Consider the following 15,400-nt stretch of genomic DNA (forward strand, 5'->3'; position numbering starts at 1 on the left):
CCAATTTAGCCTGTGCGGGAGGGCGACCCGCGCAGATCGTCAGGTTGAGCCGACTTATCGGCGCCCGGCGATCCACGCCTCGACGTCGGACGCCGTGCGGGGGATCGACACCGAGAGGTTCTCGGCGCCGTCGGCGGTGACGAGGATGTCGTCCTCGATCCGGACGCCGATGCCTCGGAACTCGGCGGGCACGCTCAGGTCGTCGGGCTGGAAGTAGAGGCCCGGCTCGATGGTGAAGACCATGCCCTCCTCCAGGACGCCGTCGAGGTAGAGGTCGCGGCGGGCGGCGGCGCAGTCGTGAACGTCGATGCCGAGGTGGTGGCTGGTGCCGTGGACCATGTAACGGCGGTGGAACTGGTTCTCGGGCTTGATCGACTCGGCGGCGCTGACGGGCAGGAAGCCCCACTCGGCCGTCTTCTCGGCGATGACGGCCATCGCGGTGGCGTGGATCTCGCGGAACCTGATTCCGGGCCTCACGATGGCGAAGGCGGCGTCGGCCGCCTCGAGCACGGCGTCGTAGACGAGGCGCTGGATCTCGGAGAAGCGGCCCGAGACCGGGAGGGTGCGGGTGATGTCGGCCGTGTACAGGCTGTCGAGCTCGATGCCGGCATCGATCAGGATCAGGTCGCCGGGGCTCACGTGACCGTCGTTGCGCGTCCAGTGCAGGATGCAGGCGTGGTCGCCCGACGCGGCGATGGTGTCGTAGCCCACCGTGTTGCCGTCGGCACGGGCGCGCCGGTTGAAGGTGCCCTCCACGATCCGCTCGCCGCGGGGGTGGGCGAGCACCTCGTCGAAGTCGGCGATGATGTCGCGGAAGCCGTCATTCGTCGCGGCGACGGCGGCCCGCATCTGCGCGACCTCGTACGCGTCCTTCACGAGGCGGAGCTCGCCGAGGTCGCGGGTCAGGACGTCGAGACTCGCTGCGCGGTCGGCGACGGTGTCGACGCTCTCGTCGGCGGGCTCTGTGGGCAGAAGCGCGTCGATGCGGCGGGTCAGGTCGGGGTCGGCGTCGCGGACGAGCATCGTCTCGGCGTCCGAGGTCGTGACGACCTCGTCGAAGTCGGCGAGGTCGCGCGTGGCGACGCCGAGGTCGACGGCGACGTCGGCGAGCGACGGACGAGGCCCGATCCAGAACTCGCCGATCTCGGGGTTGGCGTAGAACTCGTCGGAGTCGCGGCCGGCGCTGGCGCGCAGGTAGAGGGTGGCCTCGTGGCCGGAGTCGGCGGGCTCGAGCACGAGCACCGAGCCGGGCACGGTGTCGGAGGCCCAGCCGGTGAGGTGCGAGAAGGCGGAGTGCGCGCGGTAAGGGTAGTCGGTGTCGTTCGACCGGACCTTGGCCTGGCCGGCCGGGATCACGAGGCGCTTTCCCGGGTGCAGGGCCGAGAGCGCCGCCCGGCGCTGGGCGGCGTACGGCGACTGCTCGCGGGGCTCGGTGACGGTGTCGGGACGCTCGGCCCACTGCGACGAGATGTACTCCTTGAAGGCATCGGAGCCGGGAGTGGTGGAGCGGTTCGAAGTGGCGCGAGGTGCCTTCTGATCAGCCATGCTCACCATTATGCAGGCGCCGCACTGAACGAGCCGTGGCTGATCCTGCCGGCTACTGGTTCTTCGAGACCAGCTGCGCCAGCACGGGCCGGTGGTCGCTGCCGGCATCGTCGCGGCCGCCGATCACCTTGAAGCCGGTGACCTTCCAGTCGGGGGTCGCCATGACGTGGTCGATCGGCGTGGCGAGGAGCTCCGGAACGTTCGTCGGCCACGTGCCGACCGCGGCGTTTCCCGTCGCCTTGGCGGCGTCGCGGCAGCTGCCGAGGGCCGACGTCGCGTCCTTGCCGAGGCCGGACTCGTGGTCGAGCGTCGAGTTGAAGTCGCCCGCCATGATCATGCTCTCGCCGGAGCAGAGCTTCGCGAGGTACTTGAGGTCTTTGCTCCAGGCGGCCATGTGCGCCTTGACGGGGGCGACCGGGTGCGCGGCGACGATGACGGGGCCCGTGCCGTCGGCGGGTCGGGCGACCACGGTGGGAAGCACGTCGGTCGTCGTCTTGTCGGTGGAGGTCGTGTACGAGCCGAGCTTCGTCGAGATGAGGAGCGACGTCGAGTCGGCCGACGACGTCTGGTCGTAGGCGAGCACCAGCACTCTCATCGGGCGCCCCGCCTTCTTCATAGCGGCGGCCACAGCTGCGGCGGTCTTCTTCTGCGTCTCGGGGAGGCTGACGATGTCGGCCTTGGTCGAGATGGCGAGCGAGGCGATCGCGGCGGCGCCGGGTGCCGCACCGCGCGTGTTCCAGGCGAGGACGCGCAGGTCGCCGGTCTGGCGCTTCGCGAACTCCGTCGACCCCGTGCCGCGCTCGATCAAGACGCCCGCCGACACCGCCGCGAACGCGACGAGCAGCACGGTGACGCCTGTGAAGAGGCGGCGGAGCGGGCGCGCGGCGAGCCCGACGACGAGCAGGATCACCGCCAGGACGAGCGCGACCACGCCCATGACGCCCCGGAAGGCGATGATCTGGGCGACGTAGTAGTGCTGCTGGAGGCCGAGGGCCTGGGGGAATGCGGCCACAGCGAGCACCGCCGCCACAGCGAGCAGGAGGACGAGGGTCACGAATCGGCGAAGCACAGTGGACCGATCCTAACGGCTGCGGCCCCCGGGACTCGCGGCGCTTACGATGGGGGAATGTCTTCCGGTCAGATCGACCTGCACACTCACAGCAGTGTCTCGGACGGCACCGAGACCCCGCGCGAGCTCGTCGACTCGGCGGTCCGCGCGGGGCTCGGCACCGTCGCACTCACCGACCACGACTCGACCAGCGGCTGGGCCGAGGCCGCCGAGGCGGTCGAAGGAACCGGTCTCACGCTGATCCGCGGCATGGAGCTGTCCACCCGCGTCGGCTACAACAGCGTCCACATGCTCGCCTACCTGTTCGATCCGGCTGCCCCGGGTCTCGTCCGCGAGACCGAGCGGCTCCGCGAGGACCGCCTGCACCGGGCCGAGCGCATGGTCGCGCGCATCGGCGCCGACTACGACCTCGAGTGGGGCGACGTGCTTGCACAGGCGACCGTGGGCGCTACGCTCGGCCGCCCCCACATCGCCGACGCACTCGTCGCGAAGGGGTACGCGCGCGACCGCAGCGCCGCCTTCGCCGGCATCCTCCACTGGCGCAGCGGGTACTACGAGCCGCACGAGGCGCCGAGCCCGCTGACCGGGGTCCGTCTGATCCGCGAGGCCGGCGGCGTGCCGGTCCTCGCCCACCCGGCGACCCGTGGTCGGGATGCGAACCTGCCGATGACCGACCTCCTGGAGCTGATCGAGGCGGGGCTCGGCGGGGTCGAGGTCGGCCACCGGGAGAACACGGATGCGGGCCGCGAGTTCCTGCGCCGGCTTGCTCGCGAGCACGATCTCATCATGACCGGCTCGAGCGACTACCACGGCGACGGCAAGCCGAACCGGCTCGGCGAGAACTCCACCGAGCCGTCGCAGCTCGCGCGCATCGTCGAGCAGGCGACCGGCGCCGCGCCCGTCGTCGGCTAGCAGGGCCCGCGGCGCATGCGAAAGCCCCGCACCCCTCGTGGCGAGGAGATGCGGGGCCGGCAGGACTGCGACTAGGCCTGAGCCGGTGACGAGCCCTCGCCGGAGGGCCGGCGGCGACGGTTGCGGCTGCGGTTGCGGGGCGGCCGCGACTCGCCGTCGGCGGTCGACTGCGACGGAGCGGTGGTCGACGCGGAAGCCTCGGACGACGAGCCCGTCTCCGAGCCCTGGCCGCCGCGGGTGCGACCCCGGCAGCCACCGTCACCGGAGGAGCGCTGGCCGTCGCCCGACGAGCGCTGGCCCTCGCCCGATGAGCGCTGGCCCGAGCGGCCGGACGACGAGCGGCCGGAGGAGGCGGGTGCCTGCGTGCGGGGAGCGGCCTCGCGCGAGGTCGGCTTGAGGCGGCCACGCGTGCCGGCCGGGATGTCGAGGTCGCTGAACAGGTGCGGGCTCGACGAGTAGGTCTCGACGGGCTCCGGCATGTTCATCTCGAGCGCGCGGTTGATGAGGGCCCACTTGTGCAGGTCGTCCCAGTCGACGAAGGTGACCGCGATTCCGGTCTTGCCCGCGCGGCCGGTGCGGCCGGCGCGGTGCAGGTAGGTGTCGTGGTCGTCGGGCACCGTGTGGTTGATCACGTGGGTGACGTCGTTCACGTCGATGCCGCGAGCCGCGACGTCGGTGGCGATCAGGATGTCTTTCTTGCCGGCCTTGAACGCGGCCATGGCGCGCTCGCGCTGCTCCTGGTTGAGATCGCCGTGCACGGCGGCGGCGTTGAAGCCGCGGTCGTTCAGCTCTTCGACCAGCTTGGCCGCCGCGCGCTTGGTGCGCGTGAAGATGACGGTCTTGCCGCGGCCCTCGGCCTGCAGGATCCGGGCGATGACCTCGTCTTTGTCGAGGTTGTGCGCGCGGTAGACGACGTGCTTGATGTTCGCCTGCGTCAGGCCCTCGTCGGGGTCGGTCGCGCGGATGTGGATCGGCTTCGACATGAACCGGCGAGCCAGGGCCACGATCGGGCCGGGCATCGTGGCCGAGAACAGCATGGTGTGCCGGGTCGGGGGGATCTGAGCGAAGATCTTCTCGATGTCCGAGAGGAAGCCGAGGTCGAGCATCTTGTCGGCCTCGTCGAGCACGACCTCCGTGACCTTCTTCAGGTCGAGGAGGCGCTGGCCCGCGAGGTCGAGGAGACGGCCGGGCGTGCCGACGACGATCTGGGCGCCGTCTTTGATCTGCTCGACCTGGCCCTCGTAGGCCTTGCCGCCGTAGATGGAGACGATCTTCACGTCGGGGCGGTTGGCGATGGCGGTCTGCAGGTCTTCCGTGACCTGGACGCAGAGCTCGCGGGTCGGGACGACGACGAGCACCTGCACGCCGGGCGTCGGGTGGAGGCCGATGCGCTGGATGATCGGGAGGCCGAAGCCGAAGGTCTTGCCGGTGCCGGTCTTCGCCTGGCCGATGATGTCCTGGCCGGAGAGGGCGAGGGGAATGGTCTGGGTCTGGATGGGGAAAGGCTCGATGATCCCCTTGGACGCCAGTGCGTCGACGATGTCTTCGTCGATCGAGAGGTCGCTGAATGTCAAGTGTGGCCCTGTTTCAAATAGAGGGGTAAGCCTGCAGTTTAGCCGGTCCTCGTCCGGGGCCGACTGTCCTCGCCCGGCCGACCCTCTAAGGTGGTGCCGTGGTGTCGTGGAAGGGGTTCCGAGTCGGTCGTTCGAAGACCGCTGGTTCCCGCCCCCGGCAGACCCCCCGCCCGCTCCCCGTCAGCCGGGTCGAGCTGGGCGACTTCACTCCGGATCTCGACGTCTACCTCGGTCTCGTGGCCTACCTGCAGCTCGCGCTCTTCGAGTCGCTCGGCCGCGCGTCGAGCATCACGCCGAGCACGCGCGCCAAGGCCCTGACCGGGGTCGTCGCGACCTCCACCCTCGAGCGCCACAAGGCCCTGCTGGCCGAGATCGAGCGCCAGGGCGGCGACGCGGCCGACGTCATGCAGCCGCACTCGGCGCTCATCGACGACTTCCAGCGGCGCACCGGGGGAGGCGACTGGCACGAGTCCATGCTCGCCACCTACGTGGCGGCCGGTCTGCTGAACGACGTCTTCATCCGTCTCGCAGCCGGGCTCTCCGGCGACTACCGGGAGCGTGTCGTCGCGGCCCTCGAGCTCGGTGCCGAGACCGACGAGAGAGAACTCGTGGCCGAGCTGTCCCTCGCCATCGGCGCCGACCCGAAGCTGGCGTCGCGCCTGGCGCTCTGGGGGCGCCGTCTCGTCGGCGACACCCTCCTCGTGGCGCGGGCGGCGATCTCGGCGTCGCACCAGTCCGCCGACGACGAGCGCCTCGAGCCGGTCTTCACCGAGCTGATCGCCGCCCATACGCGCCGCATGGACGCGCTGGGGCTGACGGCGTAGCGAACCGCCGCACGCGGCGAGGCCGCGGAGCGAACCGCCGCGCGCGGCGTGGCCGCGGAGCGGGCCGCTCTACGCGGCCTGGCCGCGCAGCAGCGCGTCGAAGAGCTCGCGATCTCGGTCGGCTCGGCGACGAGCGCCGATCCGGGCCACGGCGGCGCCGGTCAGGGCGGCGACGACCAGGGTGACGGCCCAGATCCATCCCCTGTCGGACTTCCACTCGAGCCAGGTCAAGGCCTCCCACACGACGATCGCCGCGCAGGTCGCCCAGCCGGCCGTCCAGAACAGCCCGCGGCTGTCCTGGCCCGGGAGGGCGAAGTGGACGATCAGGCCGAGGATCGCGCCGCCGAGCGCCGCGAACAGGAGTTCCATGTCGTGCCTAGTTGACGAAGCCGACGCGGCCGCGCTCGACGCTGCCGACCTCGACGTAGGCGAGGCCCGCGGTCGGGATCAGGTAGACCTTGCCCTTGTTGTCCTTCAGGGTGAAGTAGGTCTTCGAGCCGTCGAGGGCGTCTGCGATGACCTTCTCGACGTCTGCAGGCGAATCCGTCGACTCGATTGCGATCTCACGGGGGCTGTTGGCGATACCGATGCGAATGTCCACGTCATGACGATATCCGACTTCGCGAAGCGCGTGCGCGGGCGTTCACTGTCGGCAGATTTTCGTCGGCTACCGGGCGCAGGAACTCCCTGCCGGCTCCCCCGAGCGACGGTGGCTCCGACTAGCGTCGTTCCCGTGACGCTGACACCTGCCGCCCTCGACCCCTTCCAGCGCGCTGTCGTCGCTCTCGGCGACGGCGAGTCGGCCGCCGTCATCGGGGCACCCGGGTCAGGCAAGACCACGGCCCTCGTCGCCCTCGTCCTCGATCGGGTCCACCGCGAGGGATGGGGGCCGCAGGCGGTCGTCGCCCTCGCGCCGACCCGTGCCTCGGCGACGGCGCTGCGCGACGTGCTGGCCGCCGGGGTGGATGTGCCGACGCCCGGCCCGCTCGCCCGCAGCGTGGCCTCGCTCGCCTTCGACATCGTCGGCCACGCCGCCCGCCTCGCCTCGGCCCAGGCGCCGACGCTCCTGACCGGCGGCGAGCAGGACACCCTGATCCGCGACCTTCTGAAGGGCCACCTCGACGAGGGCGCGGGGCCGGTCTGGCCCGAGCACCTCGGCGCCTCGGTCCGCGAGCTGCGCGGCTTCCGCACCGAGCTGCGCGAGCTGATGATGCGCGCCACCGAGCACGGCATCACGTCCGACCGGCTGCGGCAGCTCGCCGTCTCGGCAGAGCGACCCGAGTGGGCGGCCGCCGCCGACTTCCGCGACGAGTACCTCCGGGTGGTCGACGGCCTGCAGGGCGCCGCACTCGACTCGGCCGAGCTCGTCGACTTCGCCGTCGCCGCACTGGACCGCGGCGAGTCGTCGCCGCTCGTCGAGCCGCTCCGCGCCGTGGTGGTCGACGACGGGCAGGAGGCGACCGAGTCGACGCTGTCGCTGCTGCGGGCTCTCTCCCGCCGAGGGGTGACAGTCGTCGCGTTCGGCGACCCCGATCTGGCGACGACGGCCTTCCGCGGGGGATCGCCGGACGTCCTCGGCCGTTTGGCCGTGCGCCTCGGCCTGCCGTCTGTGACGACGCTGCACCTCGGCGCCGTGCACCGCCACGGTCCTGCGGTGCGGGCGCTCGTCGGATCCGCGACGGAGCGCATCGGCGCCGCCGGAGCCGGCCGCCAGCATGCCGCGGGATCCGCCGTGGCCGACGTCGGCGGCGTTCAGCCGCTGGTGCGGATCGAGTCCGACAGCCCGGCGCACGAGACCGCCGCCGTGGCTCGCCTGCTGCGCGAGCATCATCTGTTCCGCGACGTGCCGTGGTCGCGGATGCTCGTCGTGGTCCGCAACGGCGCCCTCGTGCCGACGGTGGCCCGGGCGCTGCAGCTGGCCGAGGTGCCCACGCGCACGCCGGTCGCCGGCCGCGCGGTCCGCGACGAGTACGGCGCCCGTCACCTCCTGCTCGCGGCGTCCGTGGCGACCGGTCGCGTCGAGCTGACGGCCGACGTCGCCGGCGACCTCCTCTCGGGGCCGCTCGCCGGCTTCGACTCTCTGTCGCTCCGCCGACTGCGCCTCGCGCTCCGTGCCGAGGAGCTCGCCGGCGGCGGCTCGCGCTCCAGCGACGACCTCCTCGTCGAGGCGCTCGCCGGCCCGGGGCGCTTCGCCACCATCGACTCGCGGTTCGCCGCGCGCGCCGGCCGCTTCGCCGCGAGCCTGAACACCGCCCGGGGCGACGCCCAGGGAGGCGCGACCATCGAGGAGATCCTCTGGGGTCTGTGGGAGCGCAGCGGGCTCGCCGACGAGTGGAGCACCCGCTCGGCCGGTCACGGCATCCTCGCGGCCGAGGCCGATCGCCACCTCGACGGGGTCGTCGCCCTCTTCACGTCGGCGAAGCGCTTCGTCGAGCGCTCGCCGGAAGCCGAGCCGGAGGAGTTCCTGGCCGCGATGCTCGACGCCGACGTGCCCGAAGACACCCTGTCTCCGCAGGCGCTGGCCGAGTCCGTGCTGGTGTGCACGCCGAACGGCGCCATCGGCCTGGAGGCCGACGTGGTGGTGGTGGCTCGCCTGCAGGACGGCGTGTGGCCCAACCTCCGCGTCCGCGGCGGCCTCCTCGGCCCCGACGATCTGGTCGATGCGGCGGACGGCCTCGTCTCCGACCTCAGTCCCGTCGACCGGCGCGCCGGGGTCCTGTCCGACGAGCTGCGCATGTTCACCCTCGCCGTCTCGCGGGCGACCACCCAGGTCGTGCTGGCCTGCACGGCGAACGACGACGAGTCGCCGTCGATATTCCTGCGCCTGCTGCCCACCGACCTCGAGCCCACCGAGGTACGGCCGCCGCTGTCGCTGCGCGGGCTCGTGGGCCACCTCCGGCACGTGGCCACGACCGCCGAGCCCGGCGGCGTCCGCGGAGCCGAGGCGGCGGGCGGCTTGGCCCGACTGGCCGAGGCCGGCGTGACCGGGGCGTCGCCCGACGACTGGTACGGACTCCTGGAGCCGACGACCGTCGACCCGCTCGTCGACCTCGCCGCCGACCCCGAGGCCCGCGTGCGCGTCTCGCCGTCGGCCATCGAATCGTTCGAGACCTGCCCCCTGCACTGGTTCCTCGATCGCTTCGGCGGCACGCAGGCCACGTCGGCCATGGGCATCGGCACCGTGATCCACGACGTCATGGAGCATGCGACCGACATCGACCCCGATTCGCTCTGGGCCCAGGTGGAGGCGCGCTGGGGCGAGCTCCAGTTCGAGTCGCCATGGATGTCGGCGGCCGAGAAGCGGAAGGCGCGAGTACTCACCGAGGGTCTCTCGGGCTACCTGCGCGACTTCCGAGCGGCCGGTGCGACCCTGCTCGGCGCCGAGACGGAGTTCACGCTGTCCGTCGGCCAGGCCGAGCTCCGCGGCAAGATCGACCGCGTCGAGCAGCAGGCCGATGGCAGGGTCGTCATCGTCGACCTGAAGACCGGCCGCAAGACCTTCACTGCGATGGAGATCGAGGAGCACGCTCAGCTGGCCGCCTACCAGCTGGCTCTCGCCGAAGGGCAGGTCGACTCGGCCCCGGAGGTGCACGAGCCCGGCGGCGCGAAGCTCGTCATCGTGTCGTCCGGCGTCAGGGGCAAGGCGTATCGAGAGCCCGCCCAGGCCGCCTACGGTCCCGAGGAGCTGGAGGCGTTCCGCATCCGCGTGCAGGGTGACGCGGCCGGGATGGCGGGGCGCACCTTCGTCGCCCGCGTCGAAGACCACTGCCTCGGCCGCCTGGGCGGCTCATGCCGGATCCACGTCGTCGGAGAGGTGACCCAGTGAGCGCGAATCCAATGGCGCCCCGTGCGGCGCTCTCGGCCCTCGACATCGCCGAGGTGCTGGGCCTGCCCGCACCCACGCCCGAGCAGCAGGCCGTCATCGAGGCGCCGCTCGAGCCCGCGCTCGTCGTGGCCGGTGCCGGGAGCGGCAAGACCGAGACCATGGCCGGCCGCGTCGTCTGGCTCCTGGCCAACGGCCACGTCTCGGTCTCCGAGATCCTCGGTCTCACGTTCACGCGCAAGGCCGCCGGCGAGCTCCAGAAGCGGATCGAGAAGAGGATCGCCCTCTTGAGCGAGCGCGGACTGCTCGGTGCCGACCCCGACCCGTTCGACGCGCCGACGGTGTCGACGTACAACTCGTTCGCGAGCACGATCTTCCGCGACAACGCCCTGCTCGTCGGCCGGGAGAGCGAGTCGCAGGTGCTGAGCGAGGCGTCCGCCTGGCAGATCGCGCGTGCCCTCGTGGTCACCAGTGGCGACGAGCGCCTCGCGTTCCTCGACCGCTCGGTCGACGCCATCACTCAGGCCGTCATCGACCTCAGCCACGCGCTCGCCGAGAACGTCGCGTCCTCCGGCGACGTCCGGCGCATGGCGCGGCAGTTCGAGAGGCTGATCGACCTCCCCGCGACCAAGGCGTCGCCCTACAAGAGCGTCGTCGACGCGGTGGCCGACGTCGGCTCGCTGGCGCCCATGCTCGACCTCGCCGACGCGTTCGCCCGCGAGAAGGCCCGCCGCGGGCTCGTCGAGTTCAGCGACCAGGTCGCGCTGGCTCTCGCCGTCTGCGAGACGGCGCCGCGCGTCGTCGAGGAGCTGCGCACCCGCTTCCGCGTCATCCTGCTCGACGAGTACCAGGACACGAGCGTCGTCCAGACGCGTCTCCTGGCACGGCTGTTCGCCCGTACCGGGGTGATGGCCGTCGGCGACCCGCACCAGTCGATCTACGGGTTCCGCGGTGCGAGCGCCGCCAACCTGGGCCGCTTCCCGGTCGACTTCGGCGCCGGTGCCGGTGCGCACTACACGCTGTCGACCAGCTGGCGGAACGCGAAGGTCATCCTCGACTCGGCCAACGCGGTGGTGCACGAGCTGGCTGCGGGCGCCGGCGTCGGCGCGCTTTCCGCGCGGCCGGGCGCACCGGACGGCCGCATCGACATCGCGTACGAAGAGACCCTCGTCGACGAGGCGGCCGCCGTGGCCGACTGGTTCGCCCGCGAGCTGGAGACCCGCACCGCCGAGGGCCACCTCAAGACCGCGGCACTGCTGTTCCGCTCGAAGAAGACCGTGGCGGTGTTCGCCGACGCCCTGCGCGATCGCGGCGTCCGCTACCGGATCCTCGGGGTCGGCGGCCTGCTGCAGCGCCCGGAGGTCGTCGACCTGGTCAGCTGCCTGCGGGTCCTCGGCGACCCGGCGGCCGGCTCGGAGATGATCCGCCTCCTCGTGGGGGCTCGCTGGCGGGTCGGCCTGCGCGACATCGCGGCGCTCCGTGACGTGGCTTCCTGGCTGTTCCGGCACGATCACGCCCAGAAGCTCCTCGACGACGACGTGGCCACGGCGCTGCGGTCGTCGGTCGCACCCGGCGAGCAGGGCTCGATCGTCGATGCTGTGGACTTCGTGGCGACCGCGCCCGCGACGCACCGTCAGCTCGCCGGGTTCACCCCGGCGGGGGTCGAGCGGATCCGCACGCTGGGGCGGCACCTCGCGTTCCTGCGCAATCGCATCGGGCTGGACCTCGTCGACCTCGTCACCCTCGTGCAACAGGAGATGCTGCTCGACGTCGAGGTGGCCGCGGCCGGCGGATCGCTTCGCGGAGGCGCCTACCTGCAGGCGTTCGACGACGAGGTCGCGGGCTACGTGGCCACCGACGAGTCGGCGAGCCTGCAGGGGTTCCTCTCGTGGCTCTCGGCCGCCGAGCGCCGCGACGACATGGGCCCGCGCTCGGACGAGGGCGAGGACGGCGTCGTCCAGCTGCTCACCATCCACGGGTCCAAGGGGCTCGAGTGGGACCTCGTCGGCGTTCCGCGGCTCGTCGCCGACGAGCTGCCGGGAGCCTCGCGCGCCGGCAGGGGCTGGCTCAACTTCGGGCAGCTGCCCTACGAGTTCCGCGGGGACTCCGCCGAGCTTCCGGCGCTCGCCTGGCGCGGCGTCGACGACCAGAAGCAGTTCGACCAGGGCAAGCAGGCGTTCGAGGCCGAGCTGAGGGCGCGCCACTACGACGAGGAGCGCCGCCTCGCCTATGTCGCCTTCACCCGCGCCAAGGAGGCTCTGCTGCTCAGCGGCTCGTTCTGGGCGACCCAGTCGAAGCCGCGGGCACCCAGCCGCTACCTCGTCGACCTTGTCGAGGCGGGCGTCGTGCTGCCCGACGCCCTGCCCGACGCGCCCCGCTCCGACGAGAACCCGCTGAGCGAGAGCAGCCTCACCCTGAGCTGGCCCGTCGACCCGCTGTCGACCCGGCGCGACGCCGTCGAGTACGCGGCCGCTCTCGTCCGCACGACGGGCGCGGCCGGCGGTGCGCGGTCGGCCGACATCGACCTCCTGCTCGCCGAGCGCGACTCCTCTCGCGACCGCGCCCTCCAGGTCGCGCTGCCGCAGCGCATCCCCGCATCGCGTTTCAAGGACTACGTCGACGACGCCGCCGCCGTGGCGAGGTCGCTGCGGCGGCCGCTGCCCGAGCGCCCCTACCGCGCCACCCGGCTCGGCACGCTTTTCCACGCCTGGGTCGAAGACCGCTACCAGCCCACGGGAGCCGGCGAGACGCTCGACGCCGCCGCGTTCGACCAGGAGGCCGCCTTCGCGCTCGACTACGACGCCGACGAGGCGGCGCCTCTGGGCGGCGGTCGGAGCGGGCCGGTCGACCCGGACGACGCGCGACGCCTGGCCGAGCTGCAGGCGACCTTCGAGGCGTCCGAGTGGGCCGACCTCGATCCGGTCGACGTCGAGCTCGAGATCCACCTGCCCCTCGGGCCGCGCACGGTCATCTGCAAGATCGACGCCGTGTTCGTGCGCGACGGGCGATACCAGGTCGTCGACTGGAAGACCGGCAAGGCGCCGCGCGACGCCGACGACCTGCGGCTGAAGCAGCTGCAGCTGGCGCTGTACCGCGAGGCGTATGCGTCCTACCGCTCGATCGACCCCGCGATCATCGATGCCGTCTTCTACTTCGTGGCCGACGACGAGGTGGTCCGGCCCGAGAACGTCAGCAGCCGGGCGGAGCTGGAGCGGCTCTGGGCCGGGGTCGAGGGCGGCCTGGCTGGGTAGCCCTGCCGGTCCGGGCTGGCCCCGCCGGTTCGGGCTGGCCCCGCCGGTTCGGGTTGGCCCCGCCGGTTCGGGTTGGCCCCGCCGGTTCGGGTTGGCCCCGCCGGTTCGGCACCGCCGATTCGGTTCAGTCCCGCCGATTTGCGCGGGCGACCCGCCGAATCGGCAGGATCCCGCGGAACCTTCTGCGGGGTTGTGCCGATTCGGCGGGCATGGCGGCGGCGGGCTCCGCGGCGGCGGGTACGGCGACGGCGGGCCGGCCGCCGGCAGCGGCGAACGGCGGCGCTGCCGACCCGCTACGGCCGGTGGCGCTCCGTCGCCGCGAGCAGGTCAGCCACCCCGTCGACGTCGAGCGCCTCGGTGGTGCCGACGACGAGCGGGCGCTCCTCGTCGTGCTGGACCGCGTCGACCAGGCGCGACATCATCTCGACGGCGTCGTCGACGACGTCGGCGTTCTTCGTGTGCGTCCCGTGGAGCAGCCACTTCGCGAGGTCGAGCTCGTGGTAGAGCGTCGCGCGGTTGCGGAGCTGCCGCTCGCTGGTGCCGCGGGCTGCGGCGTAGGCGTCGAAGACGGCGTCCACGGCGTCGGTCGTCGGGGCGCCGAGCACCCAGGCGAGGTCCTTGGCAGGGTCGGCGATCTGGAGTTCCTGCCAGCCGAGGATCCCGGTGATGCGGTCGCCGGACACGAGCACCGACGACGACTCGAGCGAGCCGTTGATGACGGTGGGCTGGAACTGCCACAGCTGGGAGTCCTGGATCGCCGTCTCCCAGCGCTCGAGGAGAGCGGCCGGGAGCAGGCCCGTGGAGGCGGCGCGGTCGACGACGCTGGCCGACGACCGCATCGCCTCGAACGGCGTGTGGCTGGTCAGTCCGGCGTCGGTGACGAAGCTCGTGGGCAGGGAGTGGATCGCCGCGACGGCACCGCCGACGGCGGACGGCAGACCCGATCCGACGACGACGTCGGAGACCGACAGGGGCGAGCCGTCGACGAAGTCGTAGAGGATCGCACGGGTCTGAGCGACCGGCGCCTGGCCCCGGTACGCCGGCACCTGGAACGACAGGCGACCGCGGACGCCCGGGCTGAGAGCTCGGAGGGCGACGAGGTCGGCCGACTGGACCGCCTCGGCACGCTGGGTGCGCGGAACGCGGATGATCCACTGCTCTCCGGCGCCGCCGGCGAGGCGCGCGGAGTCGAAGTCGCCCGCGCCGACTGAGCCGTGCGGCCCCGTCGATCGGACGTCGAGGTCGGCGACGGCTGCGGTCGCCAACGCGGCTAGAGTGAGGTGGGATCTGGCCATGCCGCAAGGGTAGGTCGGAGGACGCGATCTCCGGGCCTCCGCCACGCACGATCATCAAACAAGCACAGCCTCAAACAAGCACAGCCTCAAACAAGCACAGCTCGCGAATACAGCGAATCCCAGACGATTGGTGGTCGGATGCCTGCACGCCCCACGGTTCCGCAACGTGACTCCGGCTCCCAGGCGTCGTTCTCGGCGAAGCTCCCGCTCTCTCGGCACCAGATCGACCGCGACTACCTCGCGCGCGACGACGAGGAGCTCTTCGCCCGCCTGCTCGGCGACTCGGCGACGCGAGTGCTCCCGGTGTGGAAGGGACGAGCGCTGTTCCGCGGCGACGACGCCCTGGCCCTCCTGGCGCCGGCCGACGTTCCTGCGACCGCGCACTTCATCTACCTGGGGCTGTCGACGGCTGACGATGCACCGGAACCCGTGGGCACGCCGATTCTCGCCGCGATCCTCACCGACGAGCAGGCCGAGGCGGTGGCATCGGCCGACGAGTGGGGCAACCTGCGCATGTTCGCGACCGAGCTGAGCGACCGCGACGCCGGGCTCGCCACCGAGGCCATCGCGATCGCCAACTGGCACGCCTCGCACCGCTTCTCGCCGCGCACCGGGCGCCCGCTCGTCTCGACCAAGGGCGGGTGGGTGCTCGTCGACGCCGACGACGGCCACGAGATCTTCCCGCGCACCGACCCGGCGATCATCGTCGGCGTGACCGACGCCGACGACCGCCTGCTGCTCGGGTCGAACGCGATGTGGGAGAAGAACCGCTACTCGCTCCTCGCCGGGTTCGTCGAGCCCGGGGAGTCTCTCGAGCAGGCCGTCGAGCGCGAGATCTTCGAGGAGTCGGGCGTGCGCGTGCACGACGCCGTCTACCTCGGGTCGCAGCCGTGGCCGTTCCCGGCGTCGCTGATGCTGGGCTTCCGCGCCACCGTCGACGCGGCGAACCCCGGCAGCCTCGAGCCCGACGGCGCCGAGATCGTCGACCTGCGCTGGTTCACCCGCGACGAGCTGATCGCCGCCGGTGACGAGGTGATCCTGCCCGGCCGGTCGTCGATCGCCCGCGCGATCATCGAAGACTGGTACGGCTCCGAGATCGCCGACTGA

The 15,400-nt window shown here is 72.1% G+C and carries 11 protein-coding genes; 5 read left to right on the forward strand and 6 right to left on the reverse strand.

Annotation, left to right across the window (positions count from 1 at the left end; genetic code table 11):
- Positions 1-54 precede the first annotated feature (54 nt).
- Positions 55-1,545: an aminopeptidase P family protein gene (locus AC3CBB_RS01800; RefSeq protein WP_488625758.1), complete on the reverse strand. Its 1,491-nt coding sequence runs from the start codon at positions 1,543-1,545 to the stop codon at positions 55-57.
- 52 nt (positions 1,546-1,597) lie between these two features.
- Positions 1,598-2,614, reverse strand: coding sequence for an endonuclease/exonuclease/phosphatase family protein (locus tag AC3CBB_RS01805; RefSeq protein WP_233579989.1), 1,017 nt, complete (start codon positions 2,612-2,614; stop codon positions 1,598-1,600).
- Between the two features lie 57 nt (positions 2,615-2,671).
- Here AC3CBB_RS01805 and AC3CBB_RS01810 point away from each other — a divergent pair, with 57 nt between their 5' ends.
- Entirely contained in the window at positions 2,672-3,526 is an 855-nt protein-coding gene (locus AC3CBB_RS01810) for a PHP domain-containing protein (protein WP_488625759.1), read from the forward strand.
- 71 nt (positions 3,527-3,597) lie between these two features.
- Here AC3CBB_RS01810 and AC3CBB_RS01815 read toward each other — a convergent pair whose 3' ends face one another.
- The gene (locus AC3CBB_RS01815) at positions 3,598-5,100 is read right to left on the reverse strand and encodes a DEAD/DEAH box helicase (protein WP_488625760.1); all 1,503 of its coding nucleotides are present in this window, start codon (positions 5,098-5,100) and stop codon (positions 3,598-3,600) included.
- Between the two features lie 98 nt (positions 5,101-5,198).
- On the opposite strand from AC3CBB_RS01815, the gene AC3CBB_RS01820 reads away from it, so the two are divergent.
- Positions 5,199-5,924 (forward strand): ferritin-like fold-containing protein, encoded by a 726-nt coding sequence (locus tag AC3CBB_RS01820; RefSeq protein WP_488625761.1) that lies wholly within the window; start codon positions 5,199-5,201, stop codon positions 5,922-5,924.
- Between the two features lie 69 nt (positions 5,925-5,993).
- Here the strand turns inward: AC3CBB_RS01820 and AC3CBB_RS01825 are convergent, their stop codons facing one another.
- The gene (locus AC3CBB_RS01825) at positions 5,994-6,293 is read right to left on the reverse strand and encodes a hypothetical protein (protein WP_488625762.1); all 300 of its coding nucleotides are present in this window, start codon (positions 6,291-6,293) and stop codon (positions 5,994-5,996) included.
- A gap of 7 nt (positions 6,294-6,300) precedes the next feature.
- Complete coding sequence (locus AC3CBB_RS01830) at positions 6,301-6,525, reverse strand: DUF3107 domain-containing protein (RefSeq protein ID WP_123506183.1); 225 nt, start codon at positions 6,523-6,525, stop codon at positions 6,301-6,303.
- Between the two features lie 132 nt (positions 6,526-6,657).
- Between AC3CBB_RS01830 and AC3CBB_RS01835 the strand changes: the two genes are divergently transcribed.
- The gene (locus AC3CBB_RS01835) at positions 6,658-9,750 is read left to right on the forward strand and encodes a PD-(D/E)XK nuclease family protein (RefSeq protein ID WP_488625763.1); all 3,093 of its coding nucleotides are present in this window, start codon (positions 6,658-6,660) and stop codon (positions 9,748-9,750) included.
- On the forward strand, positions 9,747-12,998 hold the full coding sequence (locus tag AC3CBB_RS01840; protein ID WP_488625764.1) for an ATP-dependent helicase: 3,252 nt from the start codon (positions 9,747-9,749) through the stop codon (positions 12,996-12,998). The genes AC3CBB_RS01835 and AC3CBB_RS01840 overlap by 4 nt, the downstream gene beginning before the upstream one ends.
- A 293-nt stretch (positions 12,999-13,291) precedes the next feature.
- Here the strand turns inward: AC3CBB_RS01840 and AC3CBB_RS01845 are convergent, their stop codons facing one another.
- Positions 13,292-14,263, reverse strand: a complete 972-nt coding sequence (locus tag AC3CBB_RS01845) for a phosphotransferase (RefSeq protein WP_488625765.1) — start codon at positions 14,261-14,263, stop codon at positions 13,292-13,294.
- A gap of 168 nt (positions 14,264-14,431) precedes the next feature.
- On the opposite strand from AC3CBB_RS01845, the gene nudC reads away from it, so the two are divergent.
- Complete coding sequence (nudC, locus tag AC3CBB_RS01850; protein WP_123506179.1) at positions 14,432-15,400, forward strand: NAD(+) diphosphatase; 969 nt, start codon at positions 14,432-14,434, stop codon at positions 15,398-15,400.

This window comes from Frondihabitans sp. OV104 (assembly GCF_057787745.1).